Raw genomic sequence first — 23166 nt, forward strand, 5'->3', positions numbered from 1 at the left:
AAAACCCCCCCCAGTCGGCCGGCGCGCTCGAAACCGTTCACTGCCGTGCAGGCAGCTAAGAAAGGGCACAAGCAGTACCGCTCCGCCGTCGCCGAGTTCACTGCCGTGCAGGCAGCTAAGAAAGTAGCCGCTCGATCCGATCTGCGCGCCGTAGCGTTCACTGCCGTGCAGGCAGCTAAGAAATGCCCGCGCCAGCGAGGTACTGCAACTGCTGCGTTCACTGCCGTGCAGGCAGCTAAGAAAATTGAGCCGCCGCGGCGCCGGCCGCGAGTCTCGTTCACTGCCGTGCAGGCAGCTAAGAAAATGCGGGGTGGGCGGCGGGCGGCGGCGAGAATGTTCACTGCCGTGCAGGCAGCTAAGAAACTCGGGGATGATCAGGTCGGGGGCGTTCATGAGTTCACTGCCGTGCAGGCAGCTAAGAAAGCCTCGGCCTGGGCGATCTGCCGCCCAGCACGGTTCACTGCCGTGCAGGCAGCTAAGAAACGTACGCGCCGCCGGCCAGGCCGCCAGCACGGGTTCACTGCCGTGCAGGCAGCTAAGAAACTGGCCGAACAGATCGAACGCGACGGCTGGATGTTCACTGCCGTGCAGGCAGCTAAGAAACTATACCGGAGACGGGTTCAGCGCGATGTGGCGTTCACTGCCGTGCAGGCAGCTAAGAAATACCGCCTCGCCCGCGACCGCCTGCTTTCCGTGTTCACTGCCGTGCAGGCAGCTAAGAAATTCTGCTGGGAAGTCGCTGACGGACGCGCTGCGTTCACTGCCGTGCAGGCAGCTAAGAAATACTCCAGTTGCGGCCCGAACGACTTGGCGCTGTTCACTGCCGTGCAGGCAGCTAAGAAAGCGCTGGCCGAGTCCGTCTCCAACCGCGAGCAGTTCACTGCCGTGCAGGCAGCTAAGAAATTTTTGCCAGGATCGAAGGCGAACGGACCGGAGTTCACTGCCGTGCAGGCAGCTAAGAAATGGCCGTGCTGGAACTGATTGCCCAGGTGTGGGTTCACTGCCGTGCAGGCAGCTAAGAAAAAGCCGAACTGGTTGGCGCTGACCTTCTCCGCGTTCACTGCCGTGCAGGCAGCTAAGAAAAAAGGAAAGCACGGCCCCGCACGAACACTGCGGTTCACTGCCGTGCAGGCAGCTAAGAAAAGGGGTTTTCCTCCTCTTCCCCCGGGTGCTTCGTTCACTGCCGTGCAGGCAGCTAAGAAAGACAAGACGGAACGCGCCGGCCGCGCGCACACGTTCACTGCCGTGCAGGCAGCTAAGAAATCGCAATACTCCCCGCCCTGCGGGAATTTCTTGTTCACTGCCGTGCAGGCAGCTAAGAAATTCAGAACCTCGACCTCCAGCTTCGTCTGTTCGTTCACTGCCGTGCAGGCAGCTAAGAAACAGGCCGGGCTGTCCAGTGCCACGCCCGGCGCGTTCACTGCCGTGCAGGCAGCTAAGAAAGTCAGCGCCACCCCGCGAGCGGGTGGCACCCCGTTCACTGCCGTGCAGGCAGCTAAGAAATACCGGGCGTATCTCTCCACCGATCTATCCGGGTTCACTGCCGTGCAGGCAGCTAAGAAAGCTGAGCCGGCGTGAACTGCTGAAGTTCGCCGGTTCACTGCCGTGCAGGCAGCTAAGAAACGAGCATCGCCACCATGCCTGAGCAACGCCTGGTTCACTGCCGTGCAGGCAGCTAAGAAAGGCTGCACCCGCCGCGACTACGTGCCCGTCCAGTTCACTGCCGTGCAGGCAGCTAAGAAAATGTAGCCCACGACCTCCGGCGCCAGGTTGTCGTTCACTGCCGTGCAGGCAGCTAAGAAATTCTTTCCCAGTCGCGGAACAGTTCGTGGTCGGTTCACTGCCGTGCAGGCAGCTAAGAAATGGAGGCGGACGGCCTGGCGCGCCACGAACAGGTTCACTGCCGTGCAGGCAGCTAAGAAATCACGCCGGCCGCCCGCGCGGAATACACGCTCGTTCACTGCCGTGCAGGCAGCTAAGAAATTTTTCGCGGGGGCAGGGGAGTCGGTAACGAGGTTCACTGCCGTGCAGGCAGCTAAGAAAGTCTCGGACACCGTGGTGCCCAACAGCGTGGCGTTCACTGCCGTGCAGGCAGCTAAGAAATGTCGGCGAATCTCTTGTGCGTGCCCTGCAGCGTTCACTGCCGTGCAGGCAGCTAAGAAATGAAGGAAGAGAAAACCGGCCGCGACTTCAAGGTTCACTGCCGTGCAGGCAGCTAAGAAAGCCCTGCGGAGTGCCGCCGACCTCACCGCCGGGTTCACTGCCGTGCAGGCAGCTAAGAAAATGAAGCTCACCGCGCGCACGTCGGCCGGCGTGTTCACTGCCGTGCAGGCAGCTAAGAAACGAGTTCTCGTAGCGGAAGATGCCGCGCTCGACGTTCACTGCCGTGCAGGCAGCTAAGAAAAATTACGTGTCGCAGTTCCCAGCTCGTGGGGGGGTCACTGCCGTGCAGGCAGCTAAGAAATCACCGCCGGCCACGACATGCCGGACGAAGCCGTTCACTGCCGTGCAGGCAGCTAAGAAATGGGACAACGGCTGCGGCGAGGGTTGCCATTGGTTCACTGCCGTGCAGGCAGCTAAGAAAACAGGATGGGCTGGCCTGTCCGGCTGAAAATCGTTCACTGCCGTGCAGGTAGCTAAGAAAAAAGCCGGTCCCCCGCTGCGGGCCGTGCACCGGTTCACTGCCGTGCAGGCAGCTAAGAAAGTGCGCGAGAAAAAATGGCGCGACGTGGTGGAGTTCACTGCCGTGCAGGCAGCTAAGAAATCGATGGAGCACGCCCGTGCATGTGACTCTGCGTTCACTGCCGTGCAGGCAGCTAAGAAAAGAATCCGCACATCAGGGAAGCAGCCAGCGAAGTTCACTGCCGTGCAGGCAGCTAAGAAACTCGCCGTACTGCGCCCCTTTCTCACGGGTATGTTCACTGCCGTGCAGGCAGCTAAGAAATCGAAATACATCCCCGCCGAGGTGCGCGAAAAGTTCACTGCCGTGCAGGCAGCTAAGAAAACTGCGCCACGGCGGCCGGCGTGCCCGTCTTCGTTCACTGCCGTGCAGGCAGCTAAGAAATGTTGATGACAACGGGAGAGGTATCTTGAGCAGTTCACTGCCGTGCAGGCAGCTAAGAAACTTCTATCGCCCCTCGTCCGATGCCGAGCAGAGTTCACTGCCGTGCAAGCAGCTAAGAAATTCATGAGACGCGCCGCGCGGGTGGGCGCGGCGTTCACTGCCGTGCAGGCAGCTAAGAAAAAGGCCCGGCGGATCGGCATCGAGGCCCGAGAGTTCACTGCCGTGCAGGCAGCTAAGAAAGCTTCGCCGGTGACGCGGCGCGCGCCTATGCCGTTCACTGCCTGCACGGCAGTGAACGAAGCCGCCAACGCGCTCGAAGAAGTGGTCAAGTTTCTTAGCTGCCTGCACGGCAGTGAACCCCATCACGAATTCCGGCACGACAATGCCGCATTTCTTAGCTGCCGTGCAGGCAGCTAAGAAAACCGGGCCATTGCGGGATGGATAGCGTGTCCCGTTCACTGCCGTGCGGGCAGCTATCGCAGTTCGAAGAACACCAGATCCCGTTCGACTTCATTGGCGGAGAAGCCACAGCCCAGACGGCCGGGGCCGTCCAGGGCGATCTCGCCTTGCTTGATGTACTTCTCTTTCTGGCCGTCGATGACCAGGTAGGTGCCGTTGGTGCTCTGGTCGACCAGGAAGAAGCCGCTGTCGCGGCGCTCTAGGCGGGCGTGCTGGCGGGAGGCGCGTGGGTCGATGATGACCACGTCGTTGCCTTGCTCGCGCCCCAGCAGCAGGACCGGGCGCTGCTCGTCGAGCCGCAGTTCGTCCTTCTGATGATGGATCACCAGGCTCTGGCGGAGATTGTCCGGGCTGGGCGGCGGGGCGACCACGGCCATGCGGTGGCCGATTTCGTAGATGGGGCCGTCTACGCCGTGGATGCTGGGGCCGCGCGAGTCGTCGGCGCTGGCGAAGTGGCGGGCGGGGGTAGAAAGCTGGGAAATGGCCGCTTCGCTGGCGAGGGCCTGGCCGGGCTGGGCGCCCGTGGCCAGGCGGCGGGCCACGCCGAGGCCGTCGCCACGCGGCGGGTGGCCGGATTCCAGGCCGCCGAAATGCACGCCGATGCGGGTGGCCAGTTGCACGCCGCTGGTGGGTGGCAGGCTCATCACGCGTTCTAGCATTTCACAGGCGGCCAGCACGGCGGCGTCACAGCGCGCGAAGCTGGCGGCCAGGCGCTGGGCTTCGCGGTCGATGCGGGTGCCGCCGTTGGATTCCACCACGCGGTCGATGCGGTTCAGGCAGCGGTCCACGGCGTGGCGGGCTTCCTCGGCGCTGAGGCGGCCGACCAGACGTTCGCCGCCGATGACTTCGGCGACCAGGATGCAGGCGTTGTTCCGCTCGGTCATGATGCAGGGGTTCCGGTACGGGCGCGGTGGGAGGCGGCGATTCCGGACGTCATGATGGGGAAATGCGGCGAACGATGCAAGTGCCCGGCCCGCCTAGTCCTGCACGCCGTCGAGCGGGGTGATGCGCACGATGTTGGCGGGTGCGCGGGGCAGCTCCGGCGGGTCGAAGGCGGTGTCGCCTTCGGCGACCTGGCTGTGACGGGTGAGGCCTTGGAAATCGAACAGGCGCTGGTCGGCCAGATGCGAGGGCACCACGTTCTGCAGCGCGGTGGCAAGCGATTCGATGCGCCCCGGGTAATCGCGCGCCCAGCCGGCCAGCATGGCCTTGATCTGCTTGCGCTGGGCGTTTTCCTGCGAGCCGCACAGGTTGCAGGGGATGATGGGGTATTCCATGGCGCGGGCGAAGCGCGCGATGTCGTTTTCGGTGCAGTAGGCCAGCGGGCGGATTACCACGTGGTTGCCGTCGTCGCTGACCAGCTTGGGGGGCATGGCCTTGATCTTGCCGCCGAAGAACATGTTGAGGAACAGCGTTTCCAGCATGTCCTCGCGGTGGTGGCCCAGGGCGATCTTGGTGGCGCCGATTTCGCTGGCCACGCGGTAGATGATGCCCCGGCGCAGGCGCGAGCACAGCGAGCAGGTGGTCTTGCCCTCGGGAATCTTGTCCTTGACGATGGAGTAGGTGTCTTCGGTGATGATGCGGTATTCCACGCCGATCGATTCGAACCAGGCTGGCAGCACGTCGGCGGGGAAGCCGGGTTGTTTCTGGTCCAGGTTCATCGCCACCACGCGGAAGTTCACCGGCGCGCGCTCGCGCAGCGCGAGCAGGATGGAGAGCAGCGAGTACGAATCCTTGCCGCCGGAGACGCACACCATCACCGTGTCGCCGTCCTCGATCATGTTGAAGTCGGCGATGGCTTCGCCCACGCCGCGTTCGAGCTTCTTCTTGAGGCGCAGGAAGGTGTTGGAAAAGCGGTTTTCCGCCGATTCGGCGGCTGGGGGCACGTTGCTCACGGTGATCGTTTCGGCAAGGGGAAAGAGCGCGCGGATTATACGCCCGTCGCGCGGCGGCAGGCCCTACAGGCGCGCGCTGCGCCCCCCGTCCACGGCGATGACCTGCCCGGTGACGTAGGGCGCTTCCAGCAGGAGGAAGCGCACCATGGCGGCAATGTCCTGCGGCGTGCCCTCGCGGCCGAGCAGGGTGTGGCGGATGATCTCGGCGCGCGCCTCGGGTGGGAACTGGCCGTCCTCCGGCCATTCCACGGGGCCGGGGGCCACCGCGTTTACGCGCACCTCGGGCGCCAGTTCCACCGCCAGCGCGCGGGCCAGGCCGAGCAGGCCGGCCTTGGCCGCGCTGTACAGCGGATAGCCGCGCAGCGGGCGTTCGGCGTGGATGTCGACGATGTTCACGATGGCGCCGCGCCGCGCGCGCAGATGCGGCGCGGCGGCCTGCGAGAGGAACAGCGGGCCTTTCAGGTTGGAGCCGATCAGGTCGTGCCAGGCGGCCAGATCGATTTCGCCCAGCGGCGTGGGGAAGAAGCTGGAGGCGTTGTTGACCAGTCCGTCCAGGCGGCCGGCCTGTTGCAGGGTTTGCTCCATCACCGCCTCGGGCATGCCGTCGGCGCCCAGGTCGCCGGCCACCAGCCAGGCCGAATCCGCCCGTGTGGCGTTGAGCAGTTCGGCCAGCGCGCGCGCTTCACCGGCGGAGTGGCGGTAGTGCAGCACCACGTCGGCGCCGGCGGCGTGCAACTGGCGGGCGATCGCGGCGCCGACGCGGCGGGCGGCGCCGGTGACCAGGATGGCGGGGCGTTCAGCGTGCATCGGCAGGGCCTCTAAACGACGGAAGAGTGGAGCGTGGCGTGCACCGAATGATGCCCGCCCGGCGGGCCGGGGGCCAGTGCGCGGGTAGAATGCGCGCTTCTCCGTGCCACCCGGGACCGCCATGAATCTTCCCCAGCCTTCCGCCGACGCCCTTGCGCAGAGCGCGCGCCTGGTCGATCTGCTGCGCGCGGAAATCCACGCGGCGGGCGGCTGGATCAGCTTCGCGCGCTACATGGAGCTGGCGCTGTACGCGCCCGGCCTGGGGTACTACAGCGGCGGCGCGCGCAAGTTCGGGCCGGCGGGCGACTTCATCACCGCGCCGGAACTCACGCCGCTGTTCGGCCAGGCGCTGGCCGCCCAGGTGGAGCAGGGCATGCGCGCGAGCGCGGCCCGGGTGATCGAGGCCGGTGCCGGCACCGGCCTGCTGGCCGCCGATCTGCTGCTCGAACTGGAACGGCGCGGCTGCGTGCCGGAGCAGTACGACATCCTCGAACTCTCTGCCGATCTGCGCGAACGCCAGTTCGACACTCTGGCCGCGAAGGTGCCGCATCTGGCTTCGCGCGTACGCTGGCTGGAAACCTTGCCGGAAACCTTCTCCGGCGTGCTGGTGGCCAACGAGGTGCTCGACGTGATGCCCACGCACCGCGTGGCCGTGCGCGCCGGCGGCGTGTTCGAGCAGGGCGTGGCGGTGGACGCGGCCGGCGCGCTGCGCTGGGCGGACCGCCCGGCCACGGGCGCGGTGCTGGACGCCGCGCGCGCACTTGATCTGCCCTGCCCGGAAGAGGGCGAATACGTCACCGAGATCTGCCTGGCCGCGCATGCCTGGGTGGGCGAGTGGGCACGCCGGCTGCAGACTGGCCTGCTCTTGCTGGTGGATTACGGTTATCCGCGCGCCGAGTACTACTTGCCGACGCGCTCCAACGGCACGCTGCTGTGCTATTACCGCCACCGCGCGCATGGCGACCCTTTCCTGTGGCCGGGGCTCAACGACATTACCTGCTTCGTCGATTTCACCGCAGCGGCCGAAGCGGCCTTCGACGCCGGGCTGGAGGTATACGGCTATACCTCGCAGGCCAGCTTTCTGTTCAACTGCGGCGTGCTGGAATGCCTGGAGCGGCGCGGGCCGCGCGAAAGCGCGGACTACATCCGCGCCGCGCGCGCGGTGCAGCAGCTGACCGCGCCGCAGGAAATGGGGGAGTTGTTCAAGGTGCTGGCGGTGGGCCGGGGGCTGCCGGCCACGCCGTTGGGCTTCGCGCGCGGCGACCGCCTGCACGCACTGTGAGTGGGCGTGGCGGGTGGGCGCGGCCGGATCAAGCCGCCGCCACCTCGCCCAGGCTGCACTTGGCCACGCCGAAGCGGGTGTTCACCAGCAGCGGATAGCTGGCCCCGCTGTAGCGTCCGTAGGCGCCGATGTTGTAGCCTACCACGCGGCCGGCGACGCGGCCGATGCGCACGCGCATGCCGACGCGGTAGCCGGCGCGGATGGCGTTGCTGACCGCCTGCTCCACGCCGCGCGGCGGGTGGCTGGAGGCGGCGTGCGGACAGCCGCCTTCGACGAGATCGAGATGTACCCTGTCCATGATGGTCTCCGTTGAGCGTCCGCCGGCGGCCGGTTTCGGCCGCGTGGGGCGCCTGTGAGGGCCATCATCGCGCCGAACGGCGGCGCGCGAAGGTCCGAGCAGGCGCCCAAACGCCCGCGAATTCGTTGCTTTACCGTGCCCGAAGGCGGGGAGGCTTATTCCTGGTTGCGATACACCGCGGCCAGAAAGGCTTCCACATCCATCGGCGGGGGCATGCGCGGTTCCCTGGCCGCTTCGGCCGCGTGTTCCTGCAGACGCGGCGCGATTTCCGGCCTGGGCAGCCAGCCGGCATCGAGCACTTCGTCGTCGTAGGGCGCCGGGTCGATGGCGGCGGGCTTGTTGTCTGCGCTCATGTCCATGACGATCACCATGATGGCCTCCGCAATGTGTGTGAAACGCGTTTTCCCTTGGTTGCATTAACGGCGCCGGAGCGCCGGACTTGAACCGGGCGCATTGCGGGCGGACGCCCGGGGCAGGCGTCCATGGGCCGATCATGGCGACGCGCGGTGCGCCGGACCAATCAGGGCAAACCCGGGGTGCGGGCGCATTTCACGCCCGCATGCGGTCACAGTTCGCGTTCGACCAGCCAGTCGGCGATGCGGGTGGCGGCGCGTTCCCAATCGCGTTCGAGCATCATGCCGTGGCCCATGCCGGGCAGGATTTCCGCCTGGCGGCCATAGGTGGCGGCGGTGGCGTGCACCTGGTCGGGCGGGATCAGCGTGTCGAACTCGGCGCCCAGAATCAGCATCGGCGGGCGGTGCATCAGGGTGGGGCGCGGCAGGTTGAATAGCGTCATGTCCCAGATCGCGCGGTGCGATTCGGGTTGGCAGAGGTTGTAGTAGCGCAACAAGATTTCACGATCGATGGCTTGGTGGAACAGCGCGTCGCGCAGGCTGTCGAGCTGTGGCTGGCCGCCGCCCATGATGCGGTTGAGATCGACGAGCAGGTTGGGCTTGGTGAACATCAACCCCATCGCCGAGCCCATCAGGCCCTGCGGCGGCACCGAGGAGAGCAGCACCACGCCCGGCACGTCGCCGCGTTCCAGATACTTCTGCACCACCATGCCGCCCATGGAGTGGCCGATCAGCACCGGCGGCTCGGGCAGGCGGGCGACCACCTCGGCCACGTCGGAGACGTAGTCGTCCAGCGAGAAGGAATCCAGCGGCGCGCGCCGGCGGCTGGCGCCGTGGCCGGACAGCGAGAGCGCATAGCTGGCCCAGCCGCGCGCGGCGAACCAGGGCAGGAAGTGCTCTTCCCAGCACCACGCGGCGGTGTAGGCGCCATGCACGAACAGCAGCGGGGCGGGGCGGGTCTGCGTGCCGACGGGAGTGTGGCAGAGTACTTCCAGTTCGCCGAAACGGCTCGTGTTCATCGCGGCACCTCCATGCCGCGCGCCACGGCCGGGCGGGCGGCGATGGCGTCGTACCAGCGCCGCACGGCGGGAAAGTCGTCCAGTTCCACGCCCTGCCATTCGTGTCGGGAAATCCACGGGAAGGTGGCGATGTCGGCGATCGAATATGCGCCGCCGGCCAGCCATTCGTGGCCGGCCAGGCGGCGGTCGAGCACGCCGTAGATGCGCCGGGTTTCGTTGGTGTAGCGCTCGATGGCGTAGGGAATCTGCTCGGGCGCGAAGCGGCGGAAGTGGTGCGCCTGGCCGAGCATCGGTCCCACGCTGCCCATCTGCATCATCAGCCACTGCAGGGCTTCGAGGCGGCCGCGCGGGTCGGCGGGCAGCAGGCGGCCGGTCTTTTCGGCCAGATAGATCAGGATGGCGCCGGATTCGAACAGCGCCACCGGCGCGCCGCCGGGGCCGTCCTGGTCGATGATGGCGGGGATCTTGTTGTTCGGGCTGATGGCGAGGAAATCCGGGGCGAATTGCTCGTCGCGGGTGATATCCACCGTGTGCACGCGGTATTCCAGCGCGAGTTCTTCGAGGGCGATGGAAATCTTGCGTCCGTTGGGGGTGCCCCAGGTGTATAGATCGATCATGCAGTGTTCACCTTTGCAGGCGGCAATGCCGCCGATGCCTCAGAGCCTACCACTTTCTGCTTACCGCTTCCGTGTCGCCTGCCCTGCGGCGCTCAGGCGTTCTGCCACAGCGGCGCCAGCGCGGCGTCGCGGATGTCGTTCTCGCGCTCGCTGAAGCGTGCGGCGTCGGCGTCGAACAGCAGCCAGCACAGGAAGCGTGCCACCGTGTCCGGGGTGGCGAGCTGGCCGTTGGCCTTGAGCTGGCGGAAGGCTTCGACGTCGGGAAAGTCGGCTTCGGCGAGCTTGCGGATCTGCGCCTGCATCGGCGTATCGACCACGCCCGGCCGCGCGCTGCCGACCAGGATGCCGCGCTCGCGCAGTTCCTCCCGCCAGCACTGGTAGAGCATGTGCAGCGCGCTCTTGGAGACGCAGTACGGCCCCCAGCCGGCGAGCGGGTGGTGCGCGGCGCCGGAAGAGATGTGCAGGATGCGCGCGCCCGGCGCCAGCACCGGCAGCAGCGCCTGGGTGAGGAACAGCGGGGCGAGCAGGTTGGTCTGCAGGTGGGCGGTGAAGTCCGCGCGCTCCACCTCGGTCAGCGGGCCCGCCGGGGCGAGCACGCCGGCGTTGTGCACCACGCGTGCCGGCGCGCGGCCGCCGAGCGCGGCGAGCACGCGCTGCGGCGCGTCTTCGGCGCCCACGTCGAGCGCCAGCGTTTCGACCCGGCCGCGGTGGCGCTCGGCCAGGGCCTGCAGCGGCGCGGGGCGGCGGCCGATGGCGAGTACCGTGTCGCCGCGTTCGACCAGGCGTGCGCTGAGCGCTTCGCCGATGCCGCTGCCGGCGCCGGTGACGATGGCCAGCGCGCTCACTGGACGACCCTCCTGGCGCTGCGCGGAGGGTGGGTGGTCCCCTTCGGGCGGCCGGGCGGGGACGCTCATGCGCGGCCCCCCTCGCCCAGCGCCTGCAGGATGGCGGCGCCCAGCACGGCGGGTGATTGCGCGCCGGATACGCCCAGCTGGCGTGCGAGGATGAAGAAGGGTACCGCGCCGATGCCCTGCTGGGCGATGCCCTGGGCCATGCGCAGCACGGCCGCGCTGTCCTCGTCGCTTTCCAGGTATTCGAGGATGTCCGCGCGCCGCGCGCCGCCCGCGGCTTCCGCCAGTTCGGCGAGCACGGCGTTGTCGCCGATGTCGCGTCCATGCTCGAAGTAGGCGGCGAACACGCTGTCGGTGAACGCCTTCAGATGTTCCGGGCGGGCCCCGAGGCGCTGCGCGCGGTAGCACAGGCGGTGGGCCTTGAGGGTGTTGGGGCGCACCTTGATGCGCTCGAAGGCGAAGCGCGGCCCGCCGTCGGCGGCGGCTTCCAGCAGGCGCGCGTTGGCGGCCTCGACCGCCTGCGGGCCGCCGAACTTGGCTTCCATGTAGGCGGCGTAGGGCATGCCGCCGGCCGGCAGTTTGGCGTCGAGGAAGAAGGGCAGCCAGTTCACCTGCACCGGCAGGCTGGGATGGCTGGCGCGCAGGTCTTCCAGCGCGCGGTCCAGGTGGGTCTTGCCGAGGTAGCACCACGGGCAGACGAAATCGGAGACGAGGTCGATGGTCAGGGTCATGGAGTGGGTCCGCAGCGTGGTCAGTCGGGTTGGCGCAGGCGTTGCAGCAGGCGCTGGCCGGCGCGCCCGTCGGGCTCCCAGCCGAACTGGCGCTGCACCTCGGCGATGGCGCGGCGGGTGTTGGTGCCGAGCAGGCCGTCCACTTCGCCGATGTCGTGCCCGCGTTCGATCAGCAGGCGCTGCACCTCGCGGCGGTCGGCGCGCGACAGGCCGGGGTCGTCGGTGGGCCACGGCGTCCGGAAGCCGGCCGGCGCGCCGCGCAGGCGGTCGGCCAGATGGGCGATGGCCAGTGCGTAGCTTTCCGCCGCGTTGTAGCTGAATAGCGCGTCGAAGTTGCGCAGGGTGAGGAAGGCCGGGCCGTTGGGGCCGGCGGGCAGGATCAGCCCGGCCTGCGTATCGCCGCCGGGCAGCGCACCGCCGTCGGCGCGGGTGAGTCCGGCGGCCTGCCATTGGGCGAGCGAGCGCTTGGCGCGGCGGCCGGCCTGCGAAGCGTCGAAGCCGGCCGGCAGGCGTGCTTCGATGCCCCACGGCTGGTTCGGCTGCCAGCCGGCCTTGACCAGGAAGTTGGCGGTGGAGGCCAGCGCGTCCGGCACGCTGCCGACCAGATCGCGGCGCCCGTCGCCGTCGAAATCCACCGCCAGGCGCTGGTAGGTGGTGGGCATGAACTGGGTGTGGCCGAAGGCGCCGGCCCAGGAGCCGGTCAGATGGGCCGGATCCACGTGGCCTTCCTCGATGATCTTCAGCGTGGCGAACATCTCGTCGCGGAAGAAGGCCTGCCGGCGCCCGAAGCACGACAGCGTGGCGAGCGACTGCAGCAGCGGGCGGCGGCCGAAGTTGCGCCCGTAGTTGCTTTCCACCCCCCACACCGCCACCACGGTGGCCGGATCGACGTCGTAGCGCGCCTGCACGGCGGCCAGCGTGTCGGCCCATTCGCGCAGCATGGCCTGGCCGTCGGCCACGCGTTCGTCGTCCACCAGGCCGGCCAGGTAATCCCAGATGGCGGTGGTGAACTCGGGTTGTGCGTCGAGGAAGCCGACCACCGCCATGTCCGGCGCGAGCGGGGCGGCGTGGGCGTCGAAGGTGGCGGCGCTCAGTCCGCGGGTGCGTGCTTCGCCGCGCAGTTCCTGCAGGCAGGCGGCGAAGGCGGCTTCATCGTTGGCGTGGGCGGGCAGGGCGGCGGCCAGCGCGACGGCGGCCAGCAGGGAGGCGGGGACTGTGTTCATGGCGGTCATTCTACGGTGGAGTCGACCGTTCCGATGGCCTGCGGTTGCAACAGGCAGCCCGGAAGAACCACCGGGCCAGTTTGCCGCCGGCGCCGGAAACTGTACCGGTACGCGGGGCCGGGATTGTCCTAATCTGGCCGATCCTGCAGCTCTCGCCCGCACGATCCGCAGCCGCCATGCACATCGAGTTTTCCCGCCGCGCCCAGGCGCTCACCAGTTCCGCCATCCGCGAAATCCTCAAGGTGACCGAGCGTCCCGAGGTGATTTCCTTCGCGGGCGGGCTGCCGGCGCCGGAGAGTTTTCCGACCGATGCATTGGCGCGGGCGAGCGTGCGGGTGTTCGCCCGCATGGCCTACACCGCTTTGCAATATGGCCCCACGGAAGGCTACGCGCCGCTGCGCGAGTGGATCGCTGCGCGCCACGGCACCGACCCCGCCCGCGTGGTGGTGACCACCGGCTCGCAGCAGGGCCTGGACCTGCTCGGCAAGGTGCTGATCGACCCGGGCAGCACGGTGCTGGTGGAAACGCCCACCTATCTCGGCGCCCTGCAGGCCTTCTCGCTGTACGAGCCGGCCTTCCGCGCGCTGCCCTCGGACGACGACGGCCCGCTGCCCGCCGCGCTGGACGAGAGCACCGCGGGTGCGTGCTTCCTGTACGCCCAACCCAATTTCCAGAACCCTACCGGGCGGCGCATGCCGGTGGCGCGGCGCGCCGACCTAGTGCGGCGCGCCCAAGAACGAGGGCTGCTGATCGTCGAGGACGACCCCTACGGCGAACTGGCCTACGATGGCGAGCGCCTGCCCACGCTGCGTTCGCTGAATCCGGACGGCGTGGCCTATCTGGGCAGCTTCTCCAAGATCCTCGCACCTGGCCTGCGCCTGGGCTATCTGATCGCCCCGCCCGCGCTGGCCGCCAAGTTCGTCCAGGCCAAGCAGGCGGCCGATCTGCACACCCCCAGCCTGACCCAGGTGCTGGCCTACGAGAGCGTGCGCGACGGCCTGCTCGACGAGCAGATCGAGCGCGTGCGTGCGCGCTACGCCGCGCAGTGCGGCGCCATGCTCGACGCGCTGGCGCGCCACATGCCGGCGGGCGTGCAATGGAACCGCCCGCGCGGCGGCATGTTCATCTGGCTGACCTTGCCGGCCGGGCTGGATGCCGGCGCGCTGCTGGCCGAGGCGGTGGCGCGCAACGTGGCCTACGTGCCCGGCGCGGCCTTCTACGCGGGTCCGCAGGAGGCCAATACCCTGCGCCTGTCCTTCGCCACCGTGCCGCCAGTACGCATCGAACAGGGCGTGGCGGTGCTCGCCGGCCTGTTCGCCGAAGCCCTTGCCGGGGTCCGTTTCGTCTGAGCCGGAAGGCAAACCACCCCATCCGCCATACCTGCCGTTACAATGCCGCGGTGCACGGTACGCGCCTGCGGCATGACGCGTACGATGACGAATCAAACGGATCACGAAGGGAGCAAGGATGAACGCCATTGCCAACGCCCTGCCGACCGAGCAGGAAATGCTCGCGGCCCCGCCCGACGAATACATGTCGCCGGCGCAGTTGGCCTTCTTCCGCCAGCGGCTCGAGGACGAAATGCGCCAGTTGCTCGACAACGCGCACGAGACCGCCAGCCATCTGCAGGAAAACGAGGCCACCCCGGACCCCTCGGACCGCGCCAGCGTGGAAGAGGAACACACCCTGGAGCTGCGCGTGCGCGACCGCGAGCGCAAGCTGCTGAAGAAGATCGAGGAAGCCATCGCGCGCATCGACACCGGTGATTACGGCTGGTGCGAGGAAACCGGCGAGCCCATCGGCGTGGGCCGCCTGCTCGCCCGTCCCACCGCCACGCTCAGCCTGGAAGCGCAGGAGCGCCGCGAGAAGCTCAAGAAGATGCATGGCGGTTGAACCCCCGGCGTCCGCCGCCGTGGATGAGCACGGCGAAGGGCGCGCGCGCGTTCAGGGCGCCGGCGGCGAGCCGGCCCCGCCCGCAGGCCCCGGCGCCCCCGCCGGGGCCGCTGCGTTTACGGATGCCCCCGCCGACCGGCGCATCCCGGTCACCGTGCTCACCGGCTTTCTCGGCGCCGGCAAGACCACCCTGCTGAACTGGCTGCTGCGCGAGCCCGCTGCGGAGGGCGCCGCCGTGCTGATCAACGAGTTTGGCGAGGTCGGCGTCGACCACCTGCTGGTCGAGAAGGTCGACGACACCCTGGTGCTGCTCGATTCCGGCTGCCTGTGCTGCAGCGTGCAGGGCGATCTGGTGCGCGCGTTGAAGAACCTGTTCATGCGCGCGCTGCGCCGCGAGATCGGCCCGCTGCGCCGCGTGCTGATCGAGACCACCGGGCTGGCCGACCCGGTGCCGGTGCTGCACACGCTGATGGAAGAAGCCTTCATCGCCGAGCGCTACCGCTGCGACGGGGTGATCACCGCCGTTGACGCCACCCACGCCCTCGACCAGCTCGGCACGCACCGCGAGGCCGTACGCCAGGTCGCCATGGCCGACCGCCTGCTGCTCACCAAGTGCGACCTGGCCGAGGCATCTGCGCGCGCCGCGCTGGCGGAGCGGCTGGCTGCGCTCAACCCGTCCGCACCCTGCGTGGAAGTCTTTCATGGCGAGCCGGCCACCGGCGGTGTCCAGGCCCTGTTCGACTGCGGCTTGTACACCCCCACCGGCAAGCTGCCGGACGTGGCTGCCTGGCTGGGCGAGGAACGCGTGCGCCGGCAGGCCGCCGAGCACCGGCCCGCGCCGATGTGGCGCAAGGGCGGCGCCCCGGCGCCGGTCGCGGCGCATGCCCCGCGCCACGATGAAGGCGTCACCAGCTTCGTGGTCCGCTTCGATGAAGCACTGCGCTGGCATGAATTCGCCGATGCACTGGGGCTGATCCTGCAGGTCTACGGCCCGCGCATCCTGCGCGTGAAGGGCCTGCTCAACATCGTCGGCGATCCGCTGCCGCGCGTCGTGCAATGCGTGCAGCACACTGCCTACGCACCCACCAGCCTGCCCGCGTGGCCGGCCAGCGGGCCGTGCGCGGACCGCCGCAGCCGGCTGGTGTTCATCGTGCGCGAACTGCCGCGTGCCGAGGTGGAAACCATCCTCGCCAGCCTCACCGGGCAGGCGCCGCTCGACGAGGCCGAGGCGTGAACCCGCTGCGCGCGCTGCTGCGCGGGCTGATCCGCGGCTACCAGCTGTTCATCAGCCCGCTGCTCGGCCCGCGCTGCCGCTTCTACCCGACCTGCTCGCACTATGCCCTGGAAGCGCTCGACACCCATGGCGTGCTCAAGGGCTCCTGGCTCGCCCTGCGCCGCATCCTGCGCTGCCATCCGTGGAACGCGGGCGGCTTTGATCCGGTGCCGCCGCGCGCTGGCACGCGGGAAGGCGATTGCGGCTGCGGGCACGGGCACGAGCGGCCCCCATGGTAGGGATCTTTCCGGCGCGTCAATCTGGAATCGCCCGCGCGTCCGCCACCACCACCGCGAACACGTCGGCCAGCATCGCCAGCGCGGCGGCCTGCACGCCGGCAGCGCCGAGCACGCCGCCGTCCGTGGCCGGCAGGTCGCGCGTGGCGGTGGCCGACGCCGGCACGGTGATTTCGTAGCCCAGGTTGAACGCGCCGCGCGCGGTGGACTGGATGCACATGTGCGTCATGAAGCCGGCGATCACCAGCTTGCGCCGGCCCAGCGCCTGCAGACGTTCTTCCAGATCGGTGCCGAAGAAGGCGTTCGGGTGGCGTTTGACCACCACCGGCTCGCCGCCCTGCGGGGCTACCGGCTCGGCGATGGCGCCGATCGGTGCGCGGATGTCGAACGGTGAGGCCGGCCCGCCATCGTGCTGGACGTGGATCACCGGCGTGCCGAGGGCGCGCGCGCGGCCCAGCAGCACGGCGCATTCGGCCAGCGCGGCGTCGATGCCGGCCAGTTGCAGGATGCCCTGGCGGTAGGTGTTCTGCGCATCGACCAGGATCAGCACGGACTCGGACAGCGGCGCGGGCAGTTCCGGCTTGCCGGCCAGCCGGCGCAGGGTGGTGGGAGCGTTCATGGCGGAAACCTCGTGTGGGAAGGGACACCGCCAGCGTAGTCCGTATCCAGTCCTGCGAAAATGGACATTGATGCCGTGGAAAACTGCAAAAATGCAGGTACGAGCAGAGGAGTGCATGCGATGAACTGGGACGACCTGCGTTTTCTGAGCGTGCTCGGCCGCTGCGGCACGCTGACCGCCGCCGCGCGCGTGCTGGCGGTCGATCAGACCACCGTGGCGCGCCGCCTGCGCGCGCTGGAAGGCGCGCTGGGCACGGCGCTGTTCGTGCGTGCGGACGGCGCCTGGCGGCCGACCGCAGCGGGCGAACGGGTGCTCGAACGCGCCGCGCGCATCGAGGAAGACATCGCCGGGCTGGCGCGCGCGGCGCGCGAGGACGCGCAGGCCGTGCGCGGCACGGTGCGGGTGACCTCGGTGGGCGCCATCGTCGCGGATTATCTGGTGCCGCGCCTGCCCGCGCTGTACACGCGCCATCCGCAGCTGGACCTCGACCTGATCGCCAGCAACGACAACCTGAGCGTGGCGCGCAGCGAGACCGATCTGGCGATCCGCCTGGCGCGCCCGGCCAGCGGGGATTTCCTGATCCGCAAACTGGCCGATTGCGCCTTCGCGGTGTATGGTCCGGCGGGTGCCGGGCGCGCGCCCGCGCCGGGCGACTGGGTGGCCTACGGCGAAGACCTCGCGCATACCCCGGAGATGCGCTGGCTGGCGGAACACCTGGGCGACGGACGGGTACGCCTGCGCACCAACAGCCTGGCCGGGTTGGTCAATGCGGTGTTGGGCGGCATCGGCCGGGGTGTGCTGCCGTGCTTCGTCGGCGACGCACTGCCCGGGCTGGCGCGCGTGTCCAGCGCGCCGCCGCCGCTGCGCAGCTTCTGGCTGCTGGTGCACCGCGAGGCCCGCCGGCAGGCGGCGGTGGCGGCGGTGGCCGACTGGCTGGTGGATACCTTTCGCGCCGACGCGGCGCGTTTCGCCGGCGGGAAGCCGGCGCGCGCGGCGGATTGAACACGCCGCGCGGCCGATCGGCTGCTCAGTCGGCGTACATCGGCTTGTTGTCGTTCAGGCGCAGCCAGCCCTTGACGATGCGGTAGATGAACCACACCAGGGTGGCCAGCAGCACCAGCCAGCCCACCGCGATCGCCACGGTGATCACGCCGACCACCGACCACAGCAGGCCGAACCAGAAAGTGCGGATCTGCCAGCGGAAGTGGCTTTCCAGCCAAGTGCCGGCCACGTCGCCGCGTTTCACGTAGTTCATCACGATGGCCACCAGGCTGGTCAGGCCGATCAGCAGCGAGGCGGCGTACAGCGCGTAGATCAGCGTGGTGAGGGTCTTGTTGGCCTTGTCCCGGTCGTTGTCGAGGGTGGTGATCTCGGTCATGCGCGTTCCCCTTTCATGGTCGCTCTCGCCGGCCGGCGGCCGGCGGGTGCCTTTTCAGCACCATGGCATTCAACCCGAACTTGCCGCGCTGCACAAGCAAGCATTCCGGCTTCACAGCGCTGCGCCCATCGGGGATCATCCGGGCATGTTCGCCGTCGCCTTCTCCAACCGTTTCGAAGTTCTGCTCGATCTGCTGCTCGACCGCCTGGCCGAGGAGCGCCCCGGCCCGTTCGGGCGGCGCGAGCTGGTGGTGCCCAGTAGCGCGCTGCGCCGCCACGTGGAACTGGCGGTGGCCGGGCGCGAGGGCGTGGCCGCCGACCTCGGCTTCGACTTCCTCGCGCAATGGCTGTGGAAGCAGATCCGCCGCGCGGTGCCGGACATCGCCGAGCGCTCGCCCTACGCCCCCGCGCTGCTGGCCTGGCGCATCCACGCGCTGCTCGGCGAGGACGGCGCATGGACCGCCGCGCACCGGCGTCTGGCCGATTATCTGGCGGCCGCTGATGAGCGCATGCGCTATGAACTGGCCGTGCGCATCGCGCGGGTGTTCGACCACTACCTCACTTACCGCCCCAACTGGCTGGCTGCCTGGGGCGAGGGGCGCGGCGCGCTGCCGGCCGACGCGGGCGCGGCGCAGCGCGCCGACGAAGCCTGGCAGGCCGAACTGTGGCGCCACCTGCAGGCCAACATGCCGCGCCGCCAGGAGCACCCGGCGGCGGCCTTCGTGCGCCTGCTGCGCGGCATGGACGCGCGCCAGCTCGGCGAACTCGGCCTGCCGGCGCGCGTGCACGTGTTCGGCCTGCCCGCGCTGCCGCCGCTCTACCTCGACCTGCTGCGCGAACTCGGGCGCGTGGTGGACGTGCGCCTGTACCTGCTCAACCCCTGCCGCGAATACTGGTTCGACGTGGTGGACGCGCGCCGCCTGTCGTGGCTGGCGCGCCGCCAGGCCGATCTCTTCCTCGACACCGGCAACCGCCTGCTGGCCGCCTGGGGGCGGCAGACCCAGGCGCAGATCGACCAGTTGTTCGAAGGCGAGCACGAGGTGGCCGAAGAGGCGGTGTTCGTCGAGCACCCCGGCGGCCATCTGCTCGCCCGCGTGCACAACGCCATCCTCGACCTCGCCGAGCTGGAGCCGGGCAGCGTGGAACTGGACGCCGTCGACCGCAGCATCGAAGTGCACGTCTGCCATTCCCGCGTGCGCGAGCTGGAAGCCCTGCACGACCGCCTGCTCGGCCTGTTCGCCGCCGACCCCGCGCTGCGTCCGGCCGACGTGCTGGTGCTCACCCCCGACCTGGAAGGCTGCGCGCCGCTGATCGAGGCGGTGTTCGGCACCGCACCCGCCGCGCGGCGCATTCCGTGGCGCATCACCGGCCTCGCGGCGAGTGGCGAGAACGCCGTGGCGCGCGTGCTGGACACCCTGCTGGCGATGGCCGCCGGGCGCTTCCCGGCCAGCCAGGTGTTCGGCCTGCTGCAACAGCCGGTGGTGGCCGCGCGTTTCGGGCTGGACGCGCAGGCGCTGGAGCGCGTGCATGAATGGATGCGCGCATCCGGCATGCGCTGGGGCCTGCGCGGCGCGGACGCCGGCCACGCCGCGCCGTGGTCGCTGGAAGAGGGCCTGCATCGCCTGTACCTGGGCTGGGCGGCCGGCGGTGGCGTGGCCGCGCCGTTCGCCGGGCGCGTCGGCGCGCAGGGCCCGGAAGGCGGCGAGGCGCTCGCCCTCGGCCGCCTGTGGCGCTATCTGGACACCCTGAAGCAGTTGCGCGAACAATTGCTGCGCCCCCACGACGCGGCCGGCTGGCGGCGCGTGCTTAACGGCGTGCTCGACCGCTTGGTGGCCGACGGCGCAGACCGGGCCGACGACCTGCGCGCGGTGCGCGCGGCCATCGCCGCGCTGGCCGGGGAAATCGAAGCCGCCGGCGTGCGCGCCGAGGTGTCGCTGGACGTGGCGCGCGTGGCGCTCGCCGCACATCTGGACGATCCCGCGCGCGGCGGCGTGCCGGGCGGCGAGGTGACCTTCTCCGCGCTCTCCGCGCTGCGCGGCCTGCCCTGCAAGGTGGTGGCGGTGATCGGCCTGGACCAGGGCGCCTTCCCCGGCAGCGCGCGTGCCGACGAGTTCGACCTGATGGCCGCCTTTCCGCGCAAGGGCGACCGTCAGCGCCGCGACGACGAGCGCAACCTGTTTCTCGACGTGCTGCTCGCCACGCGCGAGGTGCTGCACCTGTCCTACACCGGGCGCGGGGTGCGCGACGGCGCCGAGCTGCCGCCCTCGGTGCTGGTCGATGAACTGCTCGACGTGCTCGCCGAATCCTGCGCCACCGATGCCGGCGACCCCGCTGCGCTGGCCGCCGCGCGCCGCCGGCTGGTGGTGGAACACCCCCTGCAGGCCTTTTCGGCGGAGTATTTCCTGCCCGCCGAGCGTTCCGACCTGCGCCTGCTCAGCCATCACGAGGAATACGCCGCCGCGCTGGCCGCGCGCCTGGCCGCCAGTGCGGCGCCCGTACAGCAGGATGCGTGCGCGTTCGCCGGCGATGGCCGCGAGGATGGCGATGAAGACGACGAAGACGATTCGCCCGGCCCGGGGGGCGATGCGCCGCCCTTCTTCAACGCACCGCTGCCGCCGCCCGAACCCGCCTGGCGCGAGGTCTCGCTGGCGCGCCTGACGCGCTTCTTGCGCAACCCCTGCCGCTACCTGCTGCGCGAGCGTCTCGGGCTGGAACTGCCGGAAGGCGGCGAGGAACTCGCCGACGTCGAGCCCTTCCTGCCCGAGCGTGCCGCCCGCCGCGCGCTGGCCGCGCGTCTTGCGCCGCTGCTGGAAGGCGGGCAAATCGCCGATGCCGATACCCTGCTGGCGGTGGCCCGCGCCGGCGCGGAATACCCGGCCGGCACGCTGGGGGACGACGCCTTGCGGGCGGAACTGTCGCAATTGAACGATTACGCCGAACGCCTGCGCGCCGCCCGCGCCGGGCGGGCGCTGGCCGCGCACGAGGCGCGCGTGGTCGTGCTTCTGGATGGCGAGGCATGGTCGTTGAGCGCCTCGTTCGCCGATCTGCGGGAAGACGGCTGGACGCTCGCGCGCTACGAGGACGCCGGCGTGGGCGACTATCTGGCCGCCTGGCTGGGCCACCTGCTGCTGTGCGCCGACCCGCCGGCCGGCGGCGCGTACCCGACCCGCGTGGTGGCGCGTGACGGCGATGCGCTGTTGCGTGTGTTGCCCGCCGACGAAGCGCGCGCGCGGCTGGCTGAACTGCTCGGCTGCTACCGCGACGGCCTGCGCCGCCCGCTGCCCTTCTTCCTGTGGACGGCGTGGGCCTACGTCATCGAAGGGCGCAAGCGCAGCGCCGCCCGCAAGCGCTGGGAGGGCGGCCCGCAGGCCAGCTACGCCGAATCGCGCGATGCGGCGATCCGGCTGGCCCTGCGCGGCGCGGGCGAGGTGTTGGACGACGCCTTCTTCGCGCGCGCCGAAGCGCTGCTCGGCCCCTTGCTGGACGCGCTGGCGCAGCCGGACGCGGGCTGATTCAGCTCACTGTGGCGGTGGCCATCAGGCCCTGCAGCCAGAGTCTTGTCTCGCGCCGCGAACGTTCCTCGGTCAGCCGCGTGCGCAGCGATTCGGCCACTTCCGCCCAGGGCAGCGTGCGTTCCGCGTGGATGCGCTCACAGAGCAGCACATGGAAGCCTAGTTCGGATTCCACCGGCGCGCTCACCTCACCTTCCCGCAGGGCGAACAGCACGGCCTCCAGTTCCGGGTACAGCTGGCCGCGCGGCATGTCGCCGAGCAGGCCGCCGTTGAGCGCGGTGGGGCATTCGGAGTGCTTCATGGCCTGCTCGCCGAAGCGCGCCGGCCTGGCGGCCAGCCGGCGGGCAATTTCGCCGATGCGCCGCTCGGCGGCCTCGCGACGGTTGTCCGCCAGGGTGTCGTTGATGGTGATGAGGATGTGGCGCGCGGTGCGCGTTTCCGGGCTGCGGAAGCGTTCCAGGTGGGTGTAGTAGAAGATTTCCGCCTCGGTCTCGCCCACCGGCGGCACGCGCGCGCCCACGCGCGCCATCACTGCTTCCACCAGCAGGCTGCGGCCGAGCGCGGTGCGCAGATCGCCGTGCCGCAGGCCGGCGTCGTCCAGCGCGTCGTCGAAGGCGGCGGGGTCTTCGTAGCGCGCGCGGATCTCCTCGAAGGCATCGTCGATGGCCTCGGGTTGCAGGCACACGCCGCGCGCCTCGGCGCTGCCCAGCACGGCGGCCTCGATCTCGGCATAGCGTTCGGCCACCGCGCGCACCTTGCGCGCCTCGCCTGCCTCCAGCGCGCCGGCCGCCTTGCCGAACAGGCTGTGGGCGGCCTGCAGTTCGTAATAGGCCAGCGGGTTCATGCGCCGGCTTCCTGCGTTTCGGGGACGAGGGCGGACAGCGAGGCCTCCGGCACGCACAGCACGCGGTCGCCGAAGATCACGTGGTAATGCACGCCGCCGGGCTGCTCGCGGATGACCTTGAGCACCTCGCCGATGCTGCCGCGCCCGGCGACGATCTGCCCGAGCAGGGCGAAGTCGCGTTCGGCGCGCACCTTTTCGCGCGATTCGAAGCGGCTGGGCGTCCATTCCTCGTCGGCACCGATCAGCTCTTCCTCGCGGCAGCCGACGATGCGCCCGGCGTCGAGGAAATGCACGGTGTAGATGATCTGGTCCTGCAGGAAGGTGCCGATCTCGATCACCGTGCCCACGCTGCCGCGGCGCATCAGCAGTTCGCCCATGTCCAGGCCGGGATAGGTGCCGTCGTTGCGTACGTTGCGGATCACCCGCACCGCGTCGCCGTAGTCGAACCGGGGAATCATCTTGCTTGCTCGTGCGGTGACGGGGCGGCTAGCGCTTGATCTCGGTCAGCGGCACAAAGGCCGTGCCGCTGGCCTTGCGCAGCACCGCGAAGACCTTCTCGGTGAGCGCGTCGGAGACGGTGAAGTCGTTGTAGGCGCGCACCAGGAAATCGCGGTGATGGGCGCGCGTGGCGGCTTCGTCGCCCTCGGGCGCGGGGTTGTGCGCCAAGTAGTCGTGGAAGCGCTGCAGGATGTGCAGGCGGTTGACCTGCACGACTGCCGGGTCGTACTCCACGCCGAAGAAATCGAGGAAATCCTCGGCAGAGGAGAGTTCTTCCAGGGCTTCGGCGAGACTGGGTTCTTCCATGGTCGGGGG

General features: G+C 69.4%; 22 protein-coding genes and 1 CRISPR repeat array (1 of these 23 cut by a window edge). Of the genes, 7 read left to right on the forward strand and 15 right to left on the reverse strand.

What is annotated here, in order from left to right; translation table 11 throughout:
- Positions 1–3305: a CRISPR direct-repeat array (repeat unit 28 nt; unit sequence GTTCACTGCCGTGCAGGCAGCTAAGAAA); it begins 1648 nt to the left of the window's first position.
- Positions 3306–3537: 232 nt separating this feature from the next.
- From E6C76_RS22725 to E6C76_RS16365, 3 genes are all read right to left on the reverse strand, one after another.
- A complete protein-coding gene (locus E6C76_RS22725) occupies positions 3538–4407 on the reverse strand; it encodes an FHA domain-containing protein (protein ID WP_408003493.1) in 870 nt (289 codons plus the stop codon).
- Positions 4408–4500: 93 nt separating this feature from the next.
- Positions 4501–5409, reverse strand: a complete 909-nt coding sequence (gene ttcA, locus E6C76_RS16360) for a tRNA 2-thiocytidine(32) synthetase TtcA (RefSeq protein ID WP_136349657.1) — start codon at positions 5407–5409, stop codon at positions 4501–4503.
- Positions 5410–5481: 72 nt separating this feature from the next.
- Positions 5482–6225 carry a pteridine reductase gene (locus E6C76_RS16365; protein ID WP_136349322.1) on the reverse strand — a complete coding sequence of 248 codons (744 nt, stop codon included), beginning with the start codon at positions 6223–6225 and terminating at the stop codon, positions 5482–5484.
- Positions 6226–6346: 121 nt separating this feature from the next.
- Here E6C76_RS16365 and E6C76_RS16370 point away from each other — a divergent pair, with 121 nt between their 5' ends.
- Positions 6347–7507, forward strand: a complete 1161-nt coding sequence (locus E6C76_RS16370; RefSeq protein WP_136349323.1) for a class I SAM-dependent methyltransferase — start codon at positions 6347–6349, stop codon at positions 7505–7507.
- 28 nt (positions 7508–7535) lie between these two features.
- Here the strand turns inward: E6C76_RS16370 and E6C76_RS16375 are convergent, their stop codons facing one another.
- The 7 genes from E6C76_RS16375 to E6C76_RS16405 form a co-directional block, all read right to left on the reverse strand.
- The gene (locus tag E6C76_RS16375; protein ID WP_136349324.1) at positions 7536–7805 is read right to left on the reverse strand and encodes a hypothetical protein; all 270 of its coding nucleotides are present in this window, start codon (positions 7803–7805) and stop codon (positions 7536–7538) included.
- A gap of 155 nt (positions 7806–7960) precedes the next feature.
- Entirely contained in the window at positions 7961–8176 is a 216-nt protein-coding gene (locus E6C76_RS16380; protein ID WP_136349325.1) for a hypothetical protein, read from the reverse strand.
- A gap of 194 nt (positions 8177–8370) precedes the next feature.
- Positions 8371–9177 (reverse strand): alpha/beta hydrolase, encoded by an 807-nt coding sequence (locus E6C76_RS16385; RefSeq protein WP_136349326.1) that lies wholly within the window; start codon positions 9175–9177, stop codon positions 8371–8373.
- Entirely contained in the window at positions 9174–9794 is a 621-nt protein-coding gene (locus E6C76_RS16390; protein WP_136349327.1) for a glutathione S-transferase family protein, read from the reverse strand. Before E6C76_RS16390 ends, E6C76_RS16385 begins: the two co-directional genes overlap by 4 nt.
- Before the next feature lie 92 nt (positions 9795–9886).
- Positions 9887–10708 carry an SDR family NAD(P)-dependent oxidoreductase gene (locus E6C76_RS16395; protein ID WP_211090254.1) on the reverse strand — a complete coding sequence of 274 codons (822 nt, stop codon included), beginning with the start codon at positions 10706–10708 and terminating at the stop codon, positions 9887–9889.
- A complete protein-coding gene (locus E6C76_RS16400) occupies positions 10705–11376 on the reverse strand; it encodes a DsbA family oxidoreductase (RefSeq protein WP_136349328.1) in 672 nt (223 codons plus the stop codon). Before E6C76_RS16400 ends, E6C76_RS16395 begins: the two co-directional genes overlap by 4 nt.
- A gap of 20 nt (positions 11377–11396) precedes the next feature.
- The gene (locus E6C76_RS16405) at positions 11397–12599 is read right to left on the reverse strand and encodes a lytic murein transglycosylase (RefSeq protein WP_230976298.1); all 1203 of its coding nucleotides are present in this window, start codon (positions 12597–12599) and stop codon (positions 11397–11399) included.
- Positions 12600–12775: 176 nt separating this feature from the next.
- Between E6C76_RS16405 and E6C76_RS16410 the strand changes: the two genes are divergently transcribed.
- The 4 genes from E6C76_RS16410 (at position 12776) to yidD (ending at position 16004) form a co-directional block, all read left to right on the forward strand.
- On the forward strand, positions 12776–13948 hold the full coding sequence (locus E6C76_RS16410; protein WP_136349330.1) for an aminotransferase-like domain-containing protein: 1173 nt from the start codon (positions 12776–12778) through the stop codon (positions 13946–13948).
- Positions 13949–14066: 118 nt separating this feature from the next.
- Entirely contained in the window at positions 14067–14492 is a 426-nt protein-coding gene (dksA, locus tag E6C76_RS16415; RefSeq protein ID WP_136349331.1) for an RNA polymerase-binding protein DksA, read from the forward strand.
- Complete coding sequence (locus tag E6C76_RS16420; RefSeq protein ID WP_211090255.1) at positions 14482–15726, forward strand: CobW family GTP-binding protein; 1245 nt, start codon at positions 14482–14484, stop codon at positions 15724–15726. The genes dksA and E6C76_RS16420 overlap by 11 nt, the downstream gene beginning before the upstream one ends.
- Entirely contained in the window at positions 15723–16004 is a 282-nt protein-coding gene (gene yidD, locus E6C76_RS22295) for a membrane protein insertion efficiency factor YidD (RefSeq protein ID WP_230976299.1), read from the forward strand. Before E6C76_RS16420 ends, yidD begins: the two co-directional genes overlap by 4 nt.
- 16 nt (positions 16005–16020) lie before the next feature.
- Here the strand turns inward: yidD and E6C76_RS16430 are convergent, their stop codons facing one another.
- Entirely contained in the window at positions 16021–16620 is a 600-nt protein-coding gene (locus E6C76_RS16430; RefSeq protein WP_136349333.1) for a cysteine hydrolase family protein, read from the reverse strand.
- Between the two features lie 120 nt (positions 16621–16740).
- On the opposite strand from E6C76_RS16430, the gene E6C76_RS16435 reads away from it, so the two are divergent.
- Complete coding sequence (locus tag E6C76_RS16435) at positions 16741–17622, forward strand: LysR family transcriptional regulator (protein WP_136349334.1); 882 nt, start codon at positions 16741–16743, stop codon at positions 17620–17622.
- 25 nt (positions 17623–17647) lie between these two features.
- Here the strand turns inward: E6C76_RS16435 and E6C76_RS16440 are convergent, their stop codons facing one another.
- On the reverse strand, positions 17648–17998 hold the full coding sequence (locus E6C76_RS16440; protein ID WP_136349335.1) for a DUF4870 family protein: 351 nt from the start codon (positions 17996–17998) through the stop codon (positions 17648–17650).
- 145 nt (positions 17999–18143) lie between these two features.
- On the opposite strand from E6C76_RS16440, the gene recC reads away from it, so the two are divergent.
- A complete protein-coding gene (recC, locus tag E6C76_RS16445; protein ID WP_136349336.1) occupies positions 18144–21509 on the forward strand; it encodes an exodeoxyribonuclease V subunit gamma in 3366 nt (1121 codons plus the stop codon).
- Position 21510: 1 nt separating this feature from the next.
- Here the strand turns inward: recC and nifM are convergent, their stop codons facing one another.
- Genes nifM through nifW form a run of 3 tightly spaced genes read right to left on the reverse strand, consistent with a single transcriptional unit; the run spans position 21511 to position 23157 of the window.
- Complete coding sequence (nifM, locus tag E6C76_RS16450) at positions 21511–22353, reverse strand: nitrogen fixation protein NifM (protein WP_136349337.1); 843 nt, start codon at positions 22351–22353, stop codon at positions 21511–21513.
- Positions 22350–22811: a nitrogen fixation protein NifZ gene (locus E6C76_RS16455; protein ID WP_136349338.1), complete on the reverse strand. Its 462-nt coding sequence runs from the start codon at positions 22809–22811 to the stop codon at positions 22350–22352. Before E6C76_RS16455 ends, nifM begins: the two co-directional genes overlap by 4 nt.
- 28 nt (positions 22812–22839) lie before the next feature.
- On the reverse strand, positions 22840–23157 hold the full coding sequence (nifW, locus tag E6C76_RS16460; RefSeq protein WP_136349339.1) for a nitrogenase-stabilizing/protective protein NifW: 318 nt from the start codon (positions 23155–23157) through the stop codon (positions 22840–22842).
- Between the last annotated feature and the right edge of the window lie 9 nt (positions 23158–23166).

Origin of the sequence: Pseudothauera nasutitermitis (genome assembly GCF_004801295.1) — a bacterium.
GTDB lineage: Bacteria > Pseudomonadota > Gammaproteobacteria > Burkholderiales > Rhodocyclaceae > Pseudothauera > Pseudothauera nasutitermitis.